This is a genomic window from Amycolatopsis pretoriensis (assembly GCF_900107925.1).
In the GTDB taxonomy this organism is placed as follows: domain Bacteria; phylum Actinomycetota; class Actinomycetes; order Mycobacteriales; family Pseudonocardiaceae; genus Amycolatopsis; species Amycolatopsis pretoriensis.
The window spans coordinates 787,474-809,360 of the sequence record NZ_FNUJ01000005.1 but is presented as its reverse complement, the minus strand read 5'-3'; the positions used below and the strand labels follow the sequence as shown (position 1 = coordinate 809,360).

17 protein-coding genes are annotated in these 21,887 nt (G+C 72.8%); 4 read left to right on the top strand and 13 right to left on the bottom strand.

Features of this window, described 5'->3' with window-relative positions:
• Positions 1-3: 3 nt before the first annotated feature.
• Positions 4-150 (top strand): hypothetical protein, encoded by a 147-nt coding sequence (locus BLV96_RS50795; RefSeq protein WP_244180457.1) that lies wholly within the window; start codon positions 4-6, stop codon positions 148-150.
• Here the strand turns inward: BLV96_RS50795 and BLV96_RS25770 are convergent.
• From BLV96_RS25770 to BLV96_RS25755, 4 genes are all read right to left on the bottom strand, one after another.
• Positions 143-3,448 carry an error-prone DNA polymerase gene (locus BLV96_RS25770; protein ID WP_086682323.1) on the bottom strand — a complete coding sequence of 1,102 codons (3,306 nt, stop codon included), beginning with the start codon at positions 3,446-3,448 and terminating at the stop codon, positions 143-145. The two genes, BLV96_RS50795 and BLV96_RS25770, sit on opposite strands and share 8 nt — an antisense overlap.
• The gene (locus tag BLV96_RS25765; RefSeq protein WP_086682320.1) at positions 3,449-4,327 is read right to left on the bottom strand and encodes a hypothetical protein; all 879 of its coding nucleotides are present in this window, start codon (positions 4,325-4,327) and stop codon (positions 3,449-3,451) included.
• A gap of 2 nt (positions 4,328-4,329) precedes the next feature.
• On the bottom strand, positions 4,330-5,937 hold the full coding sequence (locus BLV96_RS25760; RefSeq protein WP_482746376.1) for a DNA polymerase Y family protein: 1,608 nt from the start codon (positions 5,935-5,937) through the stop codon (positions 4,330-4,332).
• A gap of 256 nt (positions 5,938-6,193) precedes the next feature.
• Entirely contained in the window at positions 6,194-6,958 is a 765-nt protein-coding gene (locus tag BLV96_RS25755; RefSeq protein ID WP_086682317.1) for a hypothetical protein, read from the bottom strand.
• A gap of 442 nt (positions 6,959-7,400) precedes the next feature.
• Between BLV96_RS25755 and BLV96_RS25750 the strand changes: the two genes are divergently transcribed.
• Positions 7,401-7,868 (top strand): GNAT family N-acetyltransferase, encoded by a 468-nt coding sequence (locus BLV96_RS25750; RefSeq protein ID WP_086682314.1) that lies wholly within the window; start codon positions 7,401-7,403, stop codon positions 7,866-7,868.
• Positions 7,869-7,936: 68 nt separating this feature from the next.
• Positions 7,937-8,686 (top strand): hypothetical protein, encoded by a 750-nt coding sequence (locus tag BLV96_RS25745; protein ID WP_086682310.1) that lies wholly within the window; start codon positions 7,937-7,939, stop codon positions 8,684-8,686.
• Here the strand turns inward: BLV96_RS25745 and BLV96_RS25740 are convergent.
• The 9 genes from BLV96_RS25740 to BLV96_RS25700 form a co-directional block, all read right to left on the bottom strand.
• Positions 8,683-9,411 carry a hypothetical protein gene (locus BLV96_RS25740; RefSeq protein ID WP_086682306.1) on the bottom strand — a complete coding sequence of 243 codons (729 nt, stop codon included), beginning with the start codon at positions 9,409-9,411 and terminating at the stop codon, positions 8,683-8,685. The genes BLV96_RS25745 and BLV96_RS25740 overlap by 4 nt on opposite strands.
• Positions 9,412-9,439: 28 nt before the next feature.
• Positions 9,440-11,002, bottom strand: a complete 1,563-nt coding sequence (gene purH, locus BLV96_RS25735) for a bifunctional phosphoribosylaminoimidazolecarboxamide formyltransferase/IMP cyclohydrolase (RefSeq protein ID WP_086682303.1) — start codon at positions 11,000-11,002, stop codon at positions 9,440-9,442.
• On the bottom strand, positions 10,992-11,609 hold the full coding sequence (gene purN, locus BLV96_RS25730) for a phosphoribosylglycinamide formyltransferase (RefSeq protein ID WP_086682300.1): 618 nt from the start codon (positions 11,607-11,609) through the stop codon (positions 10,992-10,994). The genes purH and purN overlap by 11 nt, the downstream gene beginning before the upstream one ends.
• Positions 11,610-11,687: 78 nt before the next feature.
• Entirely contained in the window at positions 11,688-13,160 is a 1,473-nt protein-coding gene (locus tag BLV96_RS25725) for a cell division protein PerM (protein ID WP_086682297.1), read from the bottom strand.
• Between the two features lie 144 nt (positions 13,161-13,304).
• Positions 13,305-14,087: a DUF5336 domain-containing protein gene (locus BLV96_RS25720; RefSeq protein WP_086682294.1), complete on the bottom strand. Its 783-nt coding sequence runs from the start codon at positions 14,085-14,087 to the stop codon at positions 13,305-13,307.
• A 206-nt stretch (positions 14,088-14,293) separates the two neighbouring features.
• Entirely contained in the window at positions 14,294-15,184 is an 891-nt protein-coding gene (gene sucD, locus BLV96_RS25715; RefSeq protein ID WP_086682291.1) for a succinate--CoA ligase subunit alpha, read from the bottom strand.
• Between the two features lies 1 nt (position 15,185).
• Positions 15,186-16,355, bottom strand: coding sequence for an ADP-forming succinate--CoA ligase subunit beta (gene sucC / locus BLV96_RS25710; RefSeq protein ID WP_086682287.1), 1,170 nt, complete (start codon positions 16,353-16,355; stop codon positions 15,186-15,188).
• Positions 16,356-16,472: 117 nt separating this feature from the next.
• On the bottom strand, positions 16,473-16,805 hold the full coding sequence (locus tag BLV96_RS25705) for a hypothetical protein (RefSeq protein ID WP_086682284.1): 333 nt from the start codon (positions 16,803-16,805) through the stop codon (positions 16,473-16,475).
• Positions 16,795-18,726 (bottom strand): hypothetical protein, encoded by a 1,932-nt coding sequence (locus BLV96_RS25700; protein ID WP_244180456.1) that lies wholly within the window; start codon positions 18,724-18,726, stop codon positions 16,795-16,797. The genes BLV96_RS25705 and BLV96_RS25700 overlap by 11 nt, the downstream gene beginning before the upstream one ends.
• A gap of 1,776 nt (positions 18,727-20,502) precedes the next feature.
• Between BLV96_RS25700 and BLV96_RS25690 the strand changes: the two genes are divergently transcribed.
• Entirely contained in the window at positions 20,503-21,183 is a 681-nt protein-coding gene (locus tag BLV96_RS25690) for a M23 family metallopeptidase (protein ID WP_086682547.1), read from the top strand.
• Positions 21,184-21,887: the final 704 nt, after the last annotated feature.

Below are 21,887 nucleotides of genomic sequence, written 5' to 3'. Positions count from 1 at the left end.
ACGTTGCGCTTCCTCGACGTCGCAGCGCTTTCGACGTTCATCGAGGAGGCCGGGCTGGTCGTCGACGAGCAGTACGGCTACTGGGACCGCACGCCGGTGACCGACGAAAGCCCGGAGATCGTCACGATCGTCCGGCGACCCCTCACCTGAAGTCGCGCGACTTCGCCTTGATCCGCATCGGCAGCGCCTCGACGCGGTCGGCGAGCACGCTCACGACGCCGTCGGCCTTCTCCACCACCCCGCGGATCAGCAGCGCCGGGCTGGCGCGCGCCACGCGGTGGTAGCGCTGCCACAGGCCGAGCGTGCAGATCACGTTGACCATCCCCGTCTCGTCCTCGATGTTGAGGAAGGTGACCCCGCCCGCGGTCGCCGGGCGCTGGCGGTGGGTGACGGCGCCGCCGATGAGCACGCGCGCGCCGTCGTCGAGGTCGGCCAGGCCGTTCGCCGGGACGACGCCGAGCGCGTCGAGGCGGTCGCGGATGAACTCGGTCGGGTAGCTGTCCGGCGACACGCCCGTCGCCCAGACGTCCGCCGCCGCGAGGTCGAGGCCGTCCATCCCGGGCAGCGTCGGGGCCTGCGCGCCGACCAGGCCCGGCAGCTTCTCCGGGCGTTCCCCGGCGACGGCGCCAGCGGTCCACAGCGCCTGCCGCCGGTCGCCGCCGAACCCGGCGAACGCACCGGCCGTGGCCAGCGCCTCGATCTGCGGGGTCGTCAGCCGCACGCGGCGGGCGACGTCGGCCATGTCGGTGTAGTCGCCGTCGGTGAGCCGCTCGGCGACGATCCGCTTCGCGACGTCCTCGCCGATCATCCGGACGGTGCTCAGCCCGGTGCGCACGTCGTGGAACCGCCCGGCGCCGGCTTCGAGGGTGGCGTGCGGCAGGCTGCGGTTGATGTCGGGGCCGTGCACGGTGACGCCGTGGCGCCGCGCGTCGGCGACCAGCGACTGCGGTGAGTAGAAACCCATCGGCTGCGCGCGCAGCAGGCCCGCCAGGAACGCGTCCGGGTGGTAGAGCTTGAAGTAGGCGCTGGAAAACACGAGGTGCGCGAAGCTCAGCGCGTGGCTCTCCGGGAAGCCGAAGTTCGCGAACGCCTTGAGCTTCAGGAAGATCTTCTGCGCGAGCTCGTCTTCGACGCCGTTCACGGCGGCACCCTCGAGGAAGCGCTGCCGCAGCCGGTCCATCTTCCGGTCCGACCGCTTCGAGCCCATCGCGTGCCGCAGCTGGTCGGCCTCGGCCGCGGTGAAGTTCGCGACGTCCAGCGCGATCTGCATCATCTGCTCCTGGAACAGCGGCACGCCCTTGGTCTTGTGCAGCGCCTTTTCCAGCAGCGGGTGGTCGTAGCTCCACTCCTCGCGGCCCTGCTTGCGGCGGATGTACGGGTGCACCGAGCCGCCCTGGATCGGACCCGGCCGGATGAGCGCGACTTCGACGGCGAGGTCGTAGAACTCCCGGGGTTGCAGGCGCGGCAGGGTCGCCAGCTGCGCGCGGCTTTCGACCTGGAACACGCCGATCGCGTCGGCGCGGCAGAGCATGTCGTAGACCTTCTGGTCGGTGAGGTCCAGCTCGGCGAGGTCGACCTTTTCGCCCTTGTGCTCCTCGACGAGGTCGAGCATGTAGTGCAGCGCCGAGAGCATCCCGAGGCCGAGCAGGTCGAACTTGACGAGCCCGGCGGCCGCGCAGTCTTCCTTCTCCCACTGGATGACGCTGCGGTTCTCCATCCGCGCCCACTCCACCGGCACGACCTGGCTCACCGGCTCGTGGCACATGACCATGCCACCGGAGTGGATGCCGAGGTGGCGCGGGAAGTCCTCGAGGGCGAAGGCGAGCTGCACGACTTCGTCCGGAATGTCGTGGTCGTGGTCCTTTTCGGTGCTGCGCAAGGAACCCCAGCGGTCGATCTGCTTGCTCCAGGCGTCCTGCTGGCCGGGCGAGTAGCCGAGCGCGCGGGCGGCGTCGCGGACGGCGGACCGGGCGCGGTAGGTGATGACGTTCGCGACCTGGGCGGTTCTGAGCCGGCCGTGTTTCTCGAAGACGTACTGGATGGCTTCCTCGCGGCGGTCGGACTCGATGTCGAGGTCGATGTCCGGGTAGCCGTCGCGGTCCGGGGCGAGGAAGCGTTCGAAGAGCAGCTCGTTGGCCACCGAGTCGACCTTCGTGATGCCGAGCGCGTAGCAGACGGCCGAATTCGCGGCCGATCCGCGGCCTTGGCAGAGGATGTTGTTCTCCTTGCAGAACCGGACGATGTCCCAGACGATCAGGAAGTAGCCGGGGAAGCCGAGCTGTTCGATGATCGCCAGTTCGTGCTCGATCTGCTCCTTGGCTTTTTCTTCGTGGTCTTTGCCTCCGAAGCGCTCCTTCGCGCCTTCGCGCGTGAGGTGGCGGAGGTAGGTCGTCTCGGTGTGGTCCCCGGGGACGTCGAAGGGCGGCAGTTTCGGAGCGATCAGCTTGAGCGGGAACGCGCATTCCATGCCCAGCAGGGCTGAGCGGCGGACGGCACCGGGGTAGCGCCGGAAGAGGACGTCCATTTCGGCGCCGCTGCGCAGGAACGCCGTGCCGGCCGCGGGGAGCCAGCCCTCCAGTTCGTCGATGCCGCGACGGGCGCGGATGGCGGCGAGGGCATCGGCGAGCGGGGCGCGTTCCGGACGCGCGTAGTGCGCGGCGGTGGTGGCGACGGTCGGCAGGTGCAGCTCTTCGGCGAGTTTGGTGAGGACGTCGTTGTGCGTGCTGTCGAGCGGCTGGCGGTGGTCGGTGAGCTCGACGTAGACGTTGTCGTGGCCGAAGCGGTCGATGAGGTTTTTCAGTTGCTCGGCGGCGGCTCTCGGGCCGTCCATGACGAGAGCGGAGCGCACGGCGCCCTTGCGACAGCCGGTAAGCACGACGCACTGCCCGGCGACCTCCTCGGCGACGGCGCCGAGGTCGTAGATCGGCCGGCCCTTTTCGGCGTTTTCGTGGATCTGGCCGGCGGTGATGGCCCGGCAGAGGGCCCGGTAGCCCTGGTCCCCGCGGGCGAGGAGCAGGAGGTGTTCGCCTTCGGGGTCGGCGACGCCGTTCTGGGGGTTGGCGAGGCCGAAGCTGAGTTCGGTGCCGAAGACGGTGTTGACGCCGAGTTCCCGCGCGGCCTCGGCGAAGCGCACGACGCCGTACATGCCGTCGTGGTCGGTGAGGGCGATGGCGTCGAGCCCCAGGCGTGCGGCTTCTTCGACGAGCTCCTCGGGGTGGCTGGCACCGTCGAGGAAGCTGAAGTTGGAGTGGCAGTGCAGTTCGGCATAGGGGACGCGGACGGTTTCGCCGCCGTCGTCGTTGCGCCGGGTGGGGAGGTCTTGCGGTCGTTGGTAGGCCTCCCGGCGGCGGCCCCAGGCGGGGCTGTCGCCGTGATCACCGGGAGGGGCCCCGCCGGCGAGGGTGCGGGCGAGGTCCTTCCAGGGGACGGGTGGGTTGTTCCAGCCCATTCAGTGGCTCCCGGGCTGATCAGGGTCGGTTCGCGCGGCTCGCCGGCGGCGATGCCAGTTGCTGGGGTGGTTCCAGCGGCTGCGGGCTTCGGCATCGCTCATGATGGGTTCGCCCTCGGGGTGCCAGAGTTGCGGACTCTGCTCGGCGGTTTCGCTCACGCCGGGCCGGCCGGGGGCTTCCCCGGGCAGCCGCCGGTCCCGGGTCCGCTCGGCGGTTTCGCTCACGCCGGGCTGGCCGGGCGCCTCCCCGGGCAGCCGCCGGTTCCGGGAGCGCTCGGCGGTTTCGCTCACGCCGGGCCGGCCGAGGGCCTCCCCGGGCAGCCGCCAGTCCCTGGTCCGTTCGGCGGTTTCGCTCACGCCGGGCTGGCCGGGCGCCTCCCCGGGCAGCCGCCGGTCCCAGGAGCACTCGGCGGTTTCGCTCGCGCCAGGCTGGCCGGGCACCTCCCCAGGCAGCCGCCGGTCCCGGGAGCACTCGGCGGTTTCGGTCACGCCGGGCTGGTCAGCCGTCCCCTCGACGGGCCGGCGACGGATTCGGGAGCGTCGCTCGTCGGGCGCGCTCATGCGGCAGCCGTTCTCCTCCGATGCTCGCGGGACCGGGAGCGCGATCACCGGGCACACCCACTCCTCCTCGAGTTCCTCCACCGGTTCCCGCGGCAGCCGGCCGCGGACCGTCCACCGCTCGTCCGATGCGGGGGCCGGCAGCGGCTCGTCGGCGGCGCGCGGTTGGCCCGGCGGCCGGTCGCCGGTGCTCCATCCACCCTCGGGCGCGGGCGCCGGAACTTCGCGCAGCCACTCGCGCTCTTCCTCCGGTCGGCGCGGGGTTGCCTCCGGTTCCGACTTCAACCAAGCCCGGAGCTTGCGTGCGTAGTCCTCGTCCATGCTCAGTCGTACACTCCCTCGACCGTCCACAGTGGATTTTCCGTGCCCGCGCAGTGCAGCAGCCCCGCCTCGGGCGGCCCGTCCGGTTCGCCCTCGAGCAGCAGCTGCAGCCGCGCGCGGGGCGGGCCCGGTCTTCGGCGGTCGCCCGCCAGGGGCCACGGCCCCGCCCACCCCACGACCGCCCGCCGCGGGCCGCCGGTGATGCTCAGGCCGTGCGGGACCGCCGTCAGCTGGTCGCGCGGCGAGATGCCGACCGGGCTTCCCCCGGCGTCGAACACCTGGGCCGGCACCGGGCGGTCGAGGACCGTCGCCGGGGAGGGAGAGGGGAGCCGTCCGGGCCACGTCGCGTCCGGGGGCGTCGACGGCTCGCGCGGGTCGCCCCACGGCACCAGCCGGACGCGGCCCGCCGGGTCGCGACCGCCGTCGAGCAACGGCGTCACCACTCCCTCCGGCCCGAGCAGGCCCTGGACGCGCACGAACGCACGCGCCGCGCGTTCGTCCTCCTCCTCGGAACCGCCGTTCTGCCACAGGTCGAGCTGCAGCGACCGCCCCTCGACGACCTCCTCGGGCTCCAGCCGCAGCCGCGCCACGCCGGACGTCGGACGCTGCCCCGGTGCCGCGCGCAGCCAGCCTTCGAACTGCCAGCGCACGCGGTCGGCGACGCCCGCGGGCGTCAGCGGTTCGGCGCACCGCCACGCGCGGCCGAGGTGTTCGCCCTCTTCGGTGACCGCGTAGATGCCGAGCCGGGTGCAGGCCAGGCCGTGCCCGGCGAGCGCGGCACAGAACCGCGTCGCGAGGCCCTTGGCGAGGAACGCGGCGACGTCGACCCGCTCGACGACCGGGTCGAATTCTTCGGTGAGCGTCAGCTCGGGCGGTGGGCTCCGCCGCAGCGGCGGCCGTTCGGAGCGGCCTCGCGCCAGCCGGTGGGCCAGCACGCCGGCGGCGCCGAACCGGTTGACGACGTCGCGTTCCGGCAGTTCCGCGAACGCGCCGAGGGTGCGCAAGCCGAGGCGCCGCAGCAGGTCGACGAGTTCGGCGCGCTCGGCCCCGGGCTGGTCGAGCTCGGTGACGGGCAGCGGGGCGAGGAACTCGGCGACGCGCCCGGGTTCGACGAACTCCCCGCAGCGCGCGGCGAGCGTCGCGGCGAAGAGCCCTTCGGCGACGCCGACCTGGCATTCGACGCCGGCCGCGGCGGACACTTCGTCGACGAGCCGTTCGACGAGGGCGTGCTCGCCGCCGAAGTACGCGGCGGCACCGTCGACGGGGACGGCGACGAGCCCCGGGCGCACGACCTCGACCCCGACAACGAGGCCTTCGACGGCCCGGGCGACGGCTTCGAAGAGCCGAGCGTCCCGGCCGTCGTCGGCGGGGAAGACGGCCAGGTCCGGACAGTTCGACTGCGCTTCCCGCCGCCGCATCCCCCGCCGGACGCCATTGCGCCGGGCGCCGGCATTGCTCGCGACGACCCGGTTCGCACTGAAGACGGCGGCGGGCGAGGTGACGGGAACGCCACCGACGGCGGCAGCGGCGACGACCGGCCAGTCCGGGCACCAGAGGACGAGCATCCGGGTGGCGAGGTCGGCGGGTCGCCGTTGCTCGGGGACGGTCATGCGACCTCCCCACGCGGATAGCGAGGGTCGGCCTGGTTCGCGCGCGGACAGCACAGCACTTGCGCGGGGACGGTCACGCAGCCTCCCCACATGGCCAGCGAGAATCGGCGCGGCTCGCGCGCCGACAGCACGGCGCCGGCAACGCGGGGACGGCCATGCGGCTCGCCAAGCGACGAGACCCGGCGTGGCTCGCGCGGGCGGCCTGGCTCCAGGAGCGCGGGTGCGTGCGCCGCTGTCCACAGTGGATCGGCTGCCGTCATGCGGTCGCCTCCTCGCGGAGGGGCGAACCTGCGGCGGCGCGCCCGGAAAGTGGCGAAGCGACTGGCGTGGAGACCAAGCCGGCAGTAGCACCCGAACCGGCACGACCCACGCCAGAACCGGCCGGGCCGGGCAGTGTCAACGAGACCGTCACCGGCCGAGCCGCGGCCCCCCGGCCACGCGCCCGGACGGTCACCTCCCGCTCACGCAGGTGCCCGTACCCGCCCTCGAGCCCCGCCCACGCCGAATACCGGCACGACAGCTCGACATCCGCCCCCGGCCATGCGCCGAACGACAGCAGGACCGCCCCTCGGTGCCGGGCCCGGGCAGACAACCGCCGCGCCACGGCTGTCTGGACCGTCTCCGAATGGACCGCCACCACGTCGACCCCGTCGAGCAGTGCCGCGACCACCGCCGGGAGCTCGGCCCCCGGACGGGGCACCAGCGCCACCCGGCCGAGGTCCACGCCGTACTCGGCCGCCGCCGCCAGCCCCAGCGACGGCATGCCGACCACGGCCGCCCACGAGCCGGCTGCCGTGGCCTCCGCAAGCAGCGCGAGCAGCAGCGACGTTCCCCCGTGGACCGCCACCGTGCTCCCGCGCCGGAGACCAGCAGCGGGCAGCAGCTCGGCCAGCGCCGGGGCGACCGGGAGCACCCTTCCCGTCACCCGCGCGCGCTCGGCCTGGGCCGCGACCCGGCTCGCCGTGCTGACCCCGGGCAGGGCCGCCAGCCGGGCCACCGGCGGCGCCACCACAGCGGTCACCGCACGCACCTCCCCACCACGGACTAGGCCGGCGGTCGGGCCTCTCCCAAAACACGACCGACGGCACTGGTTCGCCGCGGGGAAGGCGGCGGTTCCACGTCGAACACTTGTTCGACGTGGACAAGTCAACCGCGAACCACCCGAGGTGTCAAGTCACCCACTAGTGGGGTAAGAGCCCTGGAACGCGACGCGGTTGTTTGGCGCGGTTCGCCGGGACGCACGGTCGTGGTCCGTGACGGTCGAGGACCTGCTCGTCGGCTTGGCGAACAAGGTGTGGAAGGGGCGCGGGTGCCGGACCTGGCGTCGCGGGTCGGGTTGCTGGCGGGCGAGCCCTGGGAGGAGACGCGGCGCGAAACCCCCAAGCGTCCAGCGCGAGAGATCGGTCACCCCGCCAAGGTAATGAAGTTGCCCGCGCCGAACCCCGCTCGCTAGACACACTCCCGTGGAGCTCACCGAAGCCCGGCCCGAAGACTGCCCGGAACTGCTCGTCCTGCAACGCTGCTGCTGGGTCCAGGAGGCCGTCCTCAACGACACCCTCGACATCCCCGCGCTGCACGAGACCCTCGAAGACGTCCGCGACTGGACGAAGACCTGGTCGGTGTGGGTGCTGCGCCAGGACCACCGGCTGGTCGGCGCCGTGCGGGCCCGGCTCGAAGGCGACCGATGGGAGCTGGGGCGCCTGATGGTCGCGCCGGACCTCGCCGGGCGCGGGCTCGGCCGGCGGCTGCTCGAACACGCCGAAGCGCGCGTGCCCGCCGAAGCGCGGCGGTTCGCCCTCTTCACCGGGGCCCGCAGCACCCGGAACATCACGCTCTACCAGCGCGCCGGCTACCGGCTCACCGACGCGCCCGACGCCGGCGGGCACATCAGCGGCGCGGTCTACCTCGAGAAGGACGTCACACACCGCTAAAAACCCGGTACGCCCGCCTGACGCTGCGGCGTCGGCTAGATTGCCCGGTGGACTTCTGGGGGTGGGCGATGACCAAACGGCCGGTTCTGTGGGTCGCCGGAGCGCTGGTCGCGGCGGGTGCGGTGGCGGCCGTCGTGCTGACCGCGGGCGGCGGGGTGCCCGGCGCGGGAGCCGCGGCGCCCGGGCCGACGACGATGGGCGCGGAATGGCGCTCGTTCCGCGCCGACGTCACCGGGATCCGCCCCGGCCAGGACGACGCCAGCCTGTTCGTGCAGGTCGCGCTGCCCGGCAAGGACCCCGGCTGCGTCCGGGAGCCGCGGATCGAGCAGGTCGTGGAGACCAAGACCGACGTCCGCGCGGACGTCGTCTACTCGACGCGGCCCGCGTCGGGCGGCTGCCAGGACAAGGTGCCCGCGGAGCTGCGGCTGACGACGTCGTCACCGGTCGCGGACCGCACGGTGGTCCTCAACGGCGACAACGGCAACGCCTGGCACAAGCTCGGCGCCGGCTGGGGCCACTGCGCGCCCCAGGGCACGTGCGCCCCGCCCGCCGACCACTGCGACCCGGCGTGGATCGGCGCCGCGGTGTCCGCGACGGGCGCCGAGAGCGCGGGCACCACCCGCGCCTGCGACCCGGGCTGGCTGGTGCTCGACCTCCTGGTGCGCCAGACGGACCCGCCCGCCCGCGCGGTGTTCCGCTGGAGCGACGCGGGCTGGACGTCGTTCGCGCAGGTCAGGACGGCCGGGTGCACGGACATCCGGGCGGCGGAGCCGAAGTTCCCGGTCGCGCTCTGCAAGACGCTGCCCGCACCCGCCTAGCGTCCCAGCTTCTTGACGACCTCCGTGCCGACCGCCTTCACCGCGTCGTCAGTCTCCTGCTGGGGCATCGGCGAGTTCGAGAAGAAGCCCTTGTCCCAGCCGGACACCTCGACGATGACGACCGTCGTCCCCTTCAGGATGTGCAGTTCCGACCCGCTGAACGCGCTCTGCGTCACCAGCCGGACCAGCAGCGCCTTGTCGCCGACGCCCTTCACCTCCGTCGGCGGGACCGCCGGCGCGATCGGCTGGTACAGGTGGTTCGCCGACTCGCGCGCGCCCTCCCCGGAGTACGCCGTGAGGCGGACGCTCAACGTCGCGTCGCGGACGTTCTCGTCGGTGCCGGGCTTCCAGCTGCAGTTGACCTGCTTCAGACCCGGCACGTTCGCGGTCCCCGGGCCGCCCAGCGCGAAGCTCGGGAAGCCCGCCTTCTCCAGCGTCTGGGCCGGGACCTGGCACTCGGCGGGCACCGGCGACGACGACGGTGCCGCGCCGGTGCTCGAGAAGTACTCGCTCGCGAAGATCGCGCCCGGGATGCCCACGCCGAGCAGCACGACCACCGCGCCGACGATCCCGAGGACCAGCCCGGTCCGCTTCTTCTTCGGCGGCGGCATCGGCATGCCGTAGCCGTAACCGGGATAACCCTGCGGCGGCGGGTAGCCGGGCTGCTGGGGATAGTGCTGCCCGTAGCCCGGCTGTCCCTGCCCGTAAGGCGGTGGTTGCTGCATCGAGCCCTCCCTCTCGAAGCGCGCGGGATCAGTGCGCGAAGTGGCGCGTTCCCGTCAGGTACATCGTGACGCCCGCCTTCTCCGCGGCCGCGATCACCTCGGGGTCGCGGACCGAGCCGCCGGGCTGCACGACCGCGCGGACGCCCGCCTCGACCAGCACCTCCAGGCCGTCCGGGAACGGGAAGAACGCGTCCGACGCGCCGACCGAGCCCTTCGCCCGGTCGCCCGCCCGCGAGACCGCCAGCCGCGACGAGTCGACGCGGTTGACCTGGCCCATGCCGACGCCGACGGTCGCGCCGTCCGCGGCGAGGAGGATCGCGTTCGACTTGACCGCGCGCAGCGAGCGCCACGCGAACTCGAGGTCGCGCAGGGTCTGCTCGTCGGCCGGGGTACCGGTCGCCAGCGTCCAGTTGGCCGGGTCGTCACCCGAAGCGTCGATCGCGTCGACGGTCTGGACGAGCACGCCGCCGGAGATCTGGCGGAACTCGATCGGGGCCGGCTGCGCGATCTCCGGCAGCTTGAGCAGCCGGATGTTCTTCTTGCGCTGCAGGATTTCCAGGGCTTCGGCGTCGAAGTCCGGCGCCAGCACGACCTCGGTGAACACCTCGGCGATCTGCTCGGCGGCCTCGCGGCTGACCGGCCGGTTCGTCGCGATGACGCCGCCGTAGGCCGAAACCGGGTCGCACGCGTGCGCCTTGCGGTGCGCCTCCGCGATGTCCGTGCCGACCGCGATGCCGCACGGGTTGGCGTGCTTGATGATCGCGACGGCCGGCTCGGCGAAGTCGAACGCGGCGCGGCGGGCGGCATCGGTGTCGACGTAGTTGTTGTAGGACATGGCCTTGCCGTGCAGCTGCTCGGCGTGGGCCAGGCCGGCCCGGTGTCCCTTGTAGAGCGCGGCCTTCTGGTGCGGGTTCTCGCCGTAGCGCAGCACCTCGCCGCGTTCCCAGCTGATGCCGGAGAACTCGGGGAAGCCGGAGTCGTCCGCAGGCGCGTAGACGTTCGAGAACCACGAAGCGACGGCGATGTCGTACGACGCCGTGTGCGCGTACGCCTGGGCCGCGAGGCGCTTGCGGTCGGTCAGGTCGAAGCCGCCGTCGGCGACGCGCTCGAGCACCCAGCCGTAGCGGGCGGGGTCGACGACGACCGCGACGCTTCCGTGGTTCTTCGCCGCCGCGCGGACCATCGCCGGGCCGCCGATGTCGATGTTCTCGACGCAGTCCTCGGGGCTCGCGCCGGACGCGACGGTCTGCTCGAACGGGTACAGGTTCACGACCAGCAGGTCGAACGCCGCGATCTCCAGCTTGCGCAGCTGCTCGACGTGGTCGGGGTTGCCCTGGTCGGCGAGCAGCCCGGCGTGCACGTGCGGGTGCAGCGTCTTGACCCGGCCGTCGAGCGACTCGGGGAAGCCGGTGACGTCTTCGACCGGCGTGACCGGGACACCGGCGTCGGCGATGACCTTCGCCGTGCCGCCCGTGGAGACGATCTCGACGCCGGCCGCGTGCAGGCCGGTCGCGAGGTCCAGCAGGCCCGCCTTGTCCGAGACGCCGATCAGCGCCCGGCGGACCGGCCGCCGTCCCAGGTCAGTGCTCACGAAATGTCACCTTTCGTCCGTCCACGGTGCAGCCACCGCGGCCGAGTCGCTCGATCGTTTCCACCAAAAGCCTGCGCTCGACGGCCTTGATCCGTTCGTGCAGGACGTCTTCGGTGTCGTCGTGCTCCACGACGACGGCCTCCTGGGCGATGATCGGCCCGGTGTCGACCCCGGCGTCCGCGAAGTGCACGGTCGAGCCGGTGACCTTGACGCCGGCTTCGAGAGCGTCACGCACCGCGTGCATCCCGGGGAAAGACGGGAGCAGCGCTGGGTGCGTGTTGACCACCGTGAACCGGCCGAGGAACTGTTCGCCGAGGATCTTCATGAACCCGGCGGAGACGACCAGGTCGGGCTGGTAGGCCGCGACGGCTTCGGTCAGCGCCTTGTCCCAGGCGGCGCGGTCGGGGTGGTCGGCGACGCGGACCGTGAACGACGGGATGCTCACGCGCTCGGCGCGGGTCAGCGCCTCGATGCCGGTGCGGTCGGCGCCGACGGCGACGACCTTGGCCGGGAAGCCGGACCGCGCGGTGGCGTCCAGCACCGCCTGCAGGAGGGTGCCGGAGCCCGACGCGAGGACGACGAGCTTCACCGGGGTGGGCAGCTCCAACCGTTGAGACAGAGCGGGCTCCTTGCCGCGGGCGGTGCGCAGCCGGTGCGCACGGCGCTTCACCAGGTCACGACAACCCTAACGGTCGGTCTCGTCCGGCTCGACGTCGCCGCAGGTCTCGGTGCCTCCGGTCACAGCTTCGTCCGGCTCGGCGGAGCTTTCACGTGAAAGCTCCGCGTCCTCGACGGCGGCACTTTCACGTGAAAGTGCCGCGTCCTCGTCGGGTTCTTCGGGTTCTTCGGGCTCTGCTTCGTCCTCTTCGGACGCTTCGGATGCCTCGAGTTCCTCGACGGCTTCGGCGGCTTCTTCGGCGTCGACCTCGTCGGCGTCTTCGAAGGCTTCGTTGTCTTCGAGCGCTTCGGGAGGCGGCGCCGGCGGCTCGTGCTCGCCGGCGAAGAACGCCACGAACGAGCCCGGGATGACGATCCAGCAGAACGCGACGACCGACGCGACGCCGACCGGGACGCTCACCGGGTCGAACGGGCCGTCGCCGAGCCGGCCGCCGGACAGCGTGCCCAGCAGGACGCAGCCGAGCGCGACGACCGCGCCGGCCACCGCGACCGCGCGGATGCGCTGCGCCGGGTCGGCGGCCACCTTGCGCAGCGACCACCCGACCAGCGCCCCCGTCGCCGCGGGCAGCACCAGCAACGCCGGCCACCACGCCGCGTGGTGCTCGGGCAGGCCGCCGAGCAGCGGGACGCCGGGCACGGCGCCGCCGCGGTAGCCGAACATCCCGACGGACAGGTCGCCGATCGAGAACCCCGGCCCGGTGACGAACGACAGCGTGGCCGCGACGGCGTTGGGCAGGTAGAGGACGGAAAGCAGGAACATCCCGAAGCTGCTGCCGAACGCGGGCTCGTACATGTCGGCGACCGTCCGCCAGGACAGCGCGGTCGCGACGGTGAACACGACCCCGCCGCAGGCCACCAGCACCGCGAGCCCGAGCGCGCCGGCCCGGACTCCGCGCAGGGCGAGCGGGTCGAGGCGCTCGGCGACGACGTCGGGCAGCCCGCAGCACCAGGCGATGCCCGCGCCCGCGGCCACCGCGGCCAGCAGGCCGGGCACGGCGAACGCGACCAGCGGGTTGGCCGTGACCGGCGAGCCCTGCGCGCCGAGTGCGACGACCAGCCCGAACAACGCGTGCGCGAGGGTGATCGTGGCGAACACCGGCAGCGCTTCGCGGGGCGAACGGCAGCCGAGGCGTGTCGCGGCGCCGGATGCCGTCCGCGCGGCCAGCGCGAGCGCGCCCAGCGTCGGCAGCAGCGGCAGCACACCGATCGGGTGACCGCCGAGGTCGAGGCGCACCTGGTGCGCGGCGAGCCAGCCGGGGCCGGCCGCCAGCAGCACGCCGGTGGCGGAGAAGACGGTGCGTTCGGCGGTGAGGGTGACCAGCGTCAGCACGGTCGCGACGGCGGCGTAGCCGGTGACCAGCGGGCCGAGGGCGGCGGCGAGCAACACCCGCACCCGCGCCGCCCGGGTGAGTCCGACGTCGGGTCCGAGGTCGCCCACCGGCTCCTCGCGGGAGTCGGTGAGCAGATCCATGATCCGCACCCTGACATCCGGGCTGGTCCGACCGGGTGAGCCACGCCGCCGCCGGCCGGCGTGGGGAAGCTAACCCACCCGGTCGAGTAACCCCCGGAGTGCAAAACACCCGCTGTGACAGACGGCGTCACAGCGGGTGTCGCGGGTGTCGCGTCAGTTCGACTTGCCGAACCCGCCGGGCGGCGTGCCCGGGTTGTCCGACGGCGGCTGCTGGAAGAACGAGCCCTGCTGCGGCGCGTACGTCGTGGCCTGCTGACCCGGCGGCGGCGTGGTCGACGGCGGGTTCGGCGAGCCGTACTGGCCCTGCCCGAACGGCGCGTCGCCGCCCGGGGTCACCGGCCCGTGGCCCGGCTGGCCGAACTGCTGACCCGGCTGGGCCTGCTGCCCCTGCTGGCCGTACTGCTGCTGGCCGGGCTGACCGTACTGGCCGCTGTAGGGCGCGGCGGCGGGCTTGGGCGTCGGCGGCTTGAGCACGTCCTGGTCGATCAGCAGCGCGGCGACCGCGGCGGCCATCTGCAGGATGCCCAGGATCAGGATGACGGTGACGATGCCGGGCGAGGTCTGCATCCCGATCAGCTGGTCGAGGACGTAGAGCGCGCCGAGGACGCTGAACAGCGCCGCGAACGGCAGCGTCTTCGGGCCCTTGGGCAGCGCGTACATCGCGGCGAGCAGGCCGCCGCCCAGCAGGAACACGCCGCCGAGGCCGACGTCACCGGAGTCGGAGAAGCCGAGGAAGTACTGGACGATGCCGAAGACCGCGACGCCGAGCGAGAGCATCAGCGGCAGGTTGTGCGTCAGGTTCGCGACACCCCCCGCCGGCGCCTGGTGCGAGTGGGGCGGCGGCTGCTGCGCCGGGAAGCCACTGGACGGCGGTCCGGGGGGCTGCTGGCCGCCACCCTGCTGGGGGTAGCCAGGCCCACCGCTGGGGAAGGTCATCGGATGCACTCCTGTCGGTTCGACCGGCACTCCGGGGTACCAGGACACCCGGGAAGACAAGGCGGCTCGTGTGCGCAGAACGCTAGCGCACTCCGGAGCCACCGACCCATCAGACGCGTGAATACCTCAGGAGGTTTCGTCCCCAAACCAGGTGAGGCCGAGCACCCACACGGGTGCCCGGCCTCACCAGGAGTTACGCCTCGGACTCAGCCGAGGTTGTTGTACAGCTCACGCGCGAGGACGGCGGTCTCGCTCGGGGTCTTGCCGACCTTGACGCCGGCGGCCTCGAGGGCCTCCTTCTTCGCGGCGGCCGTGCCGGAGGAGCCCGACACAATGGCGCCCGCGTGGCCCATGGTCTTGCCCTCGGGCGCGGTGAAGCCCGCGACGTAACCGACGACCGGCTTCGTCACGTTCTCCTTGATGTACGCCGCGGCGCGCTCTTCGGCGTCGCCGCCGATCTCGCCGATCATGACGATGACCTTGGTCTCGGGGTCCTGCTCGAACGCCGCGAGGGCGTCGATGTGGGTGGTCCCGATGATGGGGTCACCGCCGATGCCGACGGCGGTGGAGAAGCCGATGTCCCGCAGCTCGTACATCATCTGGTAGGTCAGCGTGCCCGACTTCGACACGAGGCCGATGGCGCCGGCCTCGGTGATGTCGGCCGGGATGATGCCGGCGTTCGACTTGCCCGGGCTGATCACGCCGGGGCAGTTCGGGCCGATGATCCGGGTCTTGTTGCCCTTCGCAACGGCGTGCGCCCAGAAGTAGGCCGAGTCGTGTACCGGGATGCCCTCGGTGATGACGACGGCCAGCGGGATCTCGGCGTCGATCGCCTCGATGACCGCGTCCTTCGCGAACTTCGGCGGCACGAAGATGACCGAGACGTCGGCGCCGGTCTCCTTGATGGCCTCCTCGACCGTGCCGAACACGGTGAGGTCCTTGCCCTCGATGGTGACGGTCTGGCCGGCCTTGCGGGCGTTGACGCCACCCACGATGTTCGTGCCGGACTTCAGCATCTTGGTCGCGTGCTTCATGCCCTCGGAGCCGGTGAGCCCCTGGACGATGACCTTGCTGTTCTCGTTGATGAAGATCGACATCTCACGCACCTGCCGCGGCGAGCTCGGCAGCCTTGTCGGCCGCGTTGTCCATTGTGTCCACCACGGTGACCAGCGGGTGGTTCGCGTCCGCCAGGATCTTGCGACCCTCCACGACGTTGTTGCCGTCCAGGCGGACGACCAGCGGCTTGGAGGCCTCGTCGCCCAGGATCTTCAGGGCCTCGACGATGCCGTTCGCCACCGCGTCGCAGGCGGTGATGCCGCCGAAGACGTTGACGAAGACGCTCTTCACGTCGGTGTCGTTGAGGATGACGTCCAGCCCGGCCGCCATGACCTCGGCCGACGCGCCGCCGCCGATGTCGAGGAAGTTCGCCGGCTTCACGCCGCCGTGCTTCTCGCCCGCGTACGCCACGACGTCCAAAGTGGACATGACCAGGCCCGCGCCGTTGCCGATGATGCCGACCTGGCCGTCGAGCTTGACGTAGTTGAGGTTCTTGGCCTTGGCCTTCGCCTCGAGCGGGTTCTCCGCGTCCTTGTCCACCAGGGCCTCGTGGCCCGGCTGGCGGAAGTCCGCGTTCTCGTCGAGGGTGACCTTGCCGTCGAGGGCGATGATCTTGTCCTGCGGGTCGCGGACCAGCGGGTTGACCTCGACGAGGGTGGCGTCCTCGGAGACGAAGGTCTCCCAGAGCTTCACGACGACGTCGGCGGCCTCGTCGATGATGTCGGCCGGGAAGTTGCCGGCCTTCAGGATCTCGAGCGCCTTCGCCTTGTCGACGCCGGCGATCGCGTCGACCGGGATCTTCGCGAGCGCGTCCGGCCGCTCGACCGCGAGCTGCTCGATCTCCATGCCGCCCTCGGAGGACGCCATCGCCAGGAACGTGCGGTTCGCGCGGTCCAGCAGGAAGGAGAAGTAGTACTCGGACGCGATGTCCGAGGCTTCGGCCACCAGCACGCGACGCGTGATGTGGCCCTTGATGTCGAGGCCGAGGATGGCTTCCGCCTTCTCCTTCGCCTCGTCGGGCGTCTGGGCCAGCTTGACGCCGCCCGCCTTCCCGCGGCCGCCGACCTTCACCTGCGCCTTGACGACGACCTGGTTGCCGATCTGCTCCGCGGCGGTCTTGGCTTCTTCGGGGGTGCTAGCCACCGAGCCCGGCAGAACCGGTACTCCGTGGGCGGCGAAGAGATCCCTCGCCTGGTACTCGTAGAGGTCCACTACTCCAGTCTCCTGACGACACGCCACTGTGGTGGTCCGTTGCCGGACCGCGCTGTCGGACCAGTCGAGGTTAGCGACCTGCGCAGACGCAGGGGACTCCGCACCTGGTGAAGTCGGTCACCGTGCGCGGTCAGGCGGTACGTCCACGGTGTGAGACCGCCCACCGCGCAACCATTCCACCGCTTTTCCGGGGTCCCCGAGGTCGCTGCCGGAGAAGACGCGAACGCCGTTCAACGCTTCGGCGAGCCCGGGCGGCGGCCCGTCGCCGAGCACGCCGACGGCGTCCGGGTCCTCCTGCTCGGCGGTGCTCCGCAGTTGCTCGAGGGTGTCCAGCGGGCCGGCGTGGACGACTTCCATGCCTTCGTCGCGCAGGACGCGGCCCAACGCGACGGCGGCCGGGTCGGGCGTCCCGAACTCGACGAGGAGCACCCGGAGGCGCTCACGCGCCACGGCGTCCCCCGGCGGCGGACAGGCCGGCCGCGACGAGCAGCGCGGCCGCGGCGGCGAGGGTCAGCCAGAAGCCGGTCGCCGGGCTCGCGTCGCCGAGGCCGCCGCCGACGAGCGGCAGTTCCGCGGCGTGCAGCGCGGCCAGCAGGGCGGCGCCGGTCAGGAGAGCGGCCGCGGGCTTGGGCCGCGACCGCACGGCGAGCGCGGCGGCCCCGACGACGACCACGACGGTCGTCCAGAGTCCCCACGACGGGGTGTCGAGGTTCGACCAGAGGCCGGGAGCGACGTAGCCGGGCACGTTGAAAACGGGGAGCCCGAACCCGGCGACGGCCAGCACCGCGCCCGCGACGACGGGGGTGAGTACGTCTTTGCCGGCCTCGGTGCGCTCGCCGGCGTCCTCGCGTTCGACGACGCCGGTCCCGACGGCGGCGAGCGCGGTCAGGGCGGCCAGCACGAGCGCGGCGAACGTCCAGGCGGCGCCGGCGCCGAGGTCGTAGGTGAAGACGGGGGTGGCGCCGACGTCCGCCCCGCCGAAGCCGGCGAGGTTGCCCGCCTGGGTGGCGGTGAGCGCGGTGTTGAGGACGGCGGTGCCGGCCAGGACGATCCCGGCCCAGGTCACGCCGAGCACGGGCCGGGCTTTCCCGGCGGTCCCCGGAACGAGCGTGAGCGCGGCGACCACGGCGACGAGCAGGGCGGCGACGAGCAGGAACCACCGCGCGGGACTTTCGGCGGCGGCGGTGCTGGGGGTGGTGGCGCCGGGGTTGAGCGCGCTGACGGCGACCTGCGGCGCGAAGGTCCCGACCAGGGCGGCGACGGCGGTGGCGAGGCCGAGCAGCCCGGTCGTCAGGCGCCACCAGAAGACGCCGGGGATGGTGACGTCGCGTTCGGTGTCCTGCGGTTTTTCGCTGAGCCGGGTGAAGGCGAGGCCGCCGACGAGGGCGGTCGCGGCGAGCGCGAGGACGGGTCCCCAGGTGACGTGCAGGTCGTCTCGCAGGAGGCCGGCGAGAACCGGGGGGACGGCGACCGCCGCGGCACCGGCGGCGAGGCCGAGCAGCATGCCCCGCCCGGTGCGTTCGGAGGGAGCGGCGAGCGCGAGCGCGGCGGCCAGCGGCAGGGCGGCGGCGAGGAGGAGGTAGCCGCCGAGGGCGGGCCAGGGTCCTTCGAAGGCGGCGCGGGCGAGGAGGAAGCCGTTGTCGGAGCCGACGGGAGCGGTGAGCAGCCCGACCGACGCGGTGACGGCGAGGAGGGGGGCGAGCAGGCGCCAGCGTCGCCGTTCGGGTTCTTCGTAGCTCCGGCCGGCCCGCGCGGCTGCGACGCCGGCGGCCCCGGTGAGCAGGTGCCCGGCGACGAGCAGCCAGAACCCGGCGCCGACGGCGGAGCCGCCGATGAAGCGGTCCGGGAAGTAGAGCTCCGGCCGGATGGCGAGGGGGCCGTTGACGGCGAACTGGAGGTCGAGGACCAGCCGGCCGGGCGCGAGGGCGGCGAGGCCGAGGACGAGACCGTTGGCGAGGCCGGGTCGCCGGGAGGCGAGCCCGGCGGCGGCCGCGGCGGGGGCCAAGGCGAGGAGGGCGAGCCAGGGCCAGCTGGTGAACCCGGGGGCGGCGGCCGGCGAGATGTGGACGATCGCCGCGACGGTGAGAGCCAGGGCGCCGAGGGCGGTGAGGGCGACGGGGACGGTCGGTTTGGGGATGTCGTCCTCGGCCCAGGTGGGGACGGGGTCGGGGTGGTCGGTCGCGGGGCCTCGGGGGTGGGTTGGGGTAGCCGCTGGGGCGGCGCCTCCCGGCCGGCCCGCGGCGGCGGAGGCCCCTTCGGGGCGGGCCGCGGCGGCGGTGGTGGAGGAGTTTTCGGGGTGGGTCGCGGTGGCCGCGGGGCGGGCCGCGGCAGCGGTCGTGGAGGAGTTTTCGGGGCGGCCCGCGGTGGTCATGGGGCGGCCCGCGGCGGCTGTGGAGGCGCCTTCGGAGCCGGTCGCGGTGGTCGCGGGGCGGGCCGCGGCGCCGGTCGCGGAGGCGCCATCGGAGCCGGTCGCGGTGGTCGCGGGGCGGGCCGCGGCGCCGGTCGTGGAGGCACCTTCGGAGCGGGTCGCGGTGGTCGCGGCACCAGCCCGGGTGTCCCTGGGGGCAGCGGTGCGGCTTGGCGCCGGGTCGGCGGGGGGCTCGGTGGGCGCCGGCTCCGAACCGGCCTGACCGGCGGCTTCACCCTTTGGTGGCTCGGGGGTTTCGGCCGGGACGTGCCGGGAAGTCTGAGCGCGAGGAGGCTTCCGCTTGCCGGTGGGACGGGTGGCCGCGGGGTCCTGCGGGGAGGCCGGCGAGCCGGGGGTGTCGCCGGCCGGGGGCTCTGAGCGTGGGGGCATTGCCCGCGACGCTAGCAAGGTCCGGCTGCGGCGGATGCTCCAGCGGGGCGCGAGTCGCCGAGTGGCCGGGGAGGGCGACGGGGAGCGGGACACGGCTGCGCCGAGACCGACCGCATCGACCTGCGGCCGGCGACGGCCGCCCGAACGGGACCGGGTGAGCCGCGGGCACGCGGGTTTGCGCCGAAGCCCGCCTTGATCGGCCGGCGGCCGAGGCCCCAGTTGGCCGCGGGTGGCGGCCGAAGCCCGCCACGGTCGGCCTTCGGCCGCCAGCCGAAGCCCAGCGGGGCGCGAGTAGCCGAACGGGACCGGGCGGGCCCCGGGCCCGCGGGCGGCGCGGAAAGCCCGCCTTGATCGGCCGGGCGGCCGAGGCTGGAGGCCGCGGGTGGCCGAGCGGGACCGGGTTAGCCGCGGGCACGCGGGCTTGCGCCGAAACCCGCCTGGATCGGCCGGGCGCCGAAGCCCGCCTGGATCGGCCGGCAGCCGAGGCCCGCCACGGTCGGCCTGCGGCCGCCGACTGAGGCCCAGTGGAGCGCGAGTAGCCGAACGGGACCGGGCAAGCCCGCGGGCTTGCGCCGAAGCCCGCCTTGATCGGCCGGGCGGCCGAAGCCCGCAGTGGGCTGCGGGTGGCCGAGCGGGACCGGGTTAGCCGCAGGCCTCCGAGACCCGTCGTAATCGGCCTGAGGCCGTAGGCGGAGTCGAAAGCGTCTCGGAATTCGGACAAATCTGGCGCCACCGAGCCGTCTACACGTGCGAGTCGGTGAACGGTTCGCGTGCGTCGACGAACGGTCAACTTTCCGCTCGACCTGACCCCTCGAGGCTCGCGTCATTGAGCGGTGCCGAAGCCCGCCGAGTGCGATCTGCGCGTCGAAGATGCTTAAACATCCCCTGGCAAACCCTTATTCCGGCCCCTCCGGCCCCTCCGCCCTTCAGTAGGTCCATAACCGCCCGCAAGAGCTGTAAGGCAAGTCACAACCAAAGCAGTAAACCCTGTCTAACTTTGGGTAATTGCCACAGGTGAACGCAAGATCTCGTCCACCCGATCGGCCGCCGCCGGGGGCAGATCTTGCTTACAGCGGTGCCCCTTGGTTACTGTCCCCCGGTCCCCATTACAGTCAGGTCACGAAGTAGGACGACGAGCGAACCACCCCCGAGGTTGGCTCACCGGGTTCCCCCGCCCGCAGTCCTCGACCCGGCTCCCCGACGATGGAAGGCCCTGTCTTGGCTTCACACCGCTCCCCCGGCGGCCAAGCTCCTTCCCCGGCACTGAAGGACGCACTCGAAGGTGCGGTCGTTCGTGTCCGGGGTGCGCACCGCATCGCCCCGCCCTCTTCGGCCCTTCGCGGCCGTGTCGTGGTTGCCGCTGTCGCGGCCGGTGCCTTCGCCGCTGCCGCTGCGGGCTCGACGCTCAAGACAGTCACCGACTCCGACGCCGCCTACACGCCGCTGGCCAACAGCCAGGACGCCAGCGCGTCGCTCACCGCGGGAGGTGCGGGCACCGGGGGCGCCCCCGAGCTCCTGCCGACCGGCCACGCCGTCGACGCCTCCGCCGAGGCCGCGAAGCTCTCCGACAGCGCCTCCATCACGCAGGCCCGTGAGCAGCGCGAAGCCGACGCCGCCAAGAAGGCCGCCGAAGAAGCCGCTCGCCCCAAGACCTGCCTCCCGGCCCACGGGACCTTCACCTCGGGCTTCGGTGCCCGGTGGGGCACGAGCCACCTCGGCATCGACATCGCCAACTCGATCGGCACCCCGATCTACGCCGCCTCCGACGGCACCGTGATCGAGGCCGGCCCGGCCAGCGGCTTCGGCCTCTGGGTCCGCGTGCAGCTCGACGACGGCACGATCCAGGTCTACGGCCACATGAACAGCTTCTCCGTCAAGGAGGGCCAGAAGGTCAAGTGCGGCCAGCAGATCGCCGAGATCGGCAACCGCGGCCAGAGCACCGGCCCGCACCTGCACTTCGAGGTCTGGCAGAACGGCACCAAGAAGATCGACCCCCGCCCGTGGCTCGCCGCGCGCGGCATCGTGATCTGATCCGTTCGCTCCCCACCGGCGGCCCGCACTTACGGGACACCACGCACGAAAACCCGGCTGTAGAGCCATGATTCGCCACCGAGGGCCGACGACGCCCCTCGTTCGGTGAGCATCCGCTCCGGCCGGGACACCGCGGAAGCGCCGGTTCACGCCACGACGGACGGCCATCCGGTACTGCTGGATCAACGCGGGACGCCCGCGAGCCGGAGACTCCTCAGACCGGTCCAGACCTCTCCCGCCGCCCGGAACCCTTCCCGGCCCGGCCCAAGCCGCCAGAACCGGCCTCAGCGCCCGGAAACGGCTACCGCTGCCCGCCCGGCAACCGCCGGATGAAGTACGCCACCGCGACCTGCCACACCGTGCACAGCTCCGCGGACCTGCGCACCGGCAGCCAGCCCCAGGCCACGCTCTCCCCTGCGCCCCCCGCGGAGCGGACACGCGCGGCTCGACGTGTCGTCCAGCGGCGTCCCCGGCCGCAGGTGACACATCGGCCGTCGGCTCCCAGCTCGTGCTGCCTGAGCAGCGCTCGCCAGGCGGCGGCCAGCCGGCACGCCTCCGCTCCCGCACGCGAAGGATTTCCTGAAGCCCCCGAAAGGCCCGGACCCCGATCCGGAACCCTCGACCCCAGGACTCCTCGCAGGTATTTCTGTACCCCTTCGGCCAGCAGGTGAAACAGCACCACGTCCACACCGGGTCTCCCCCTC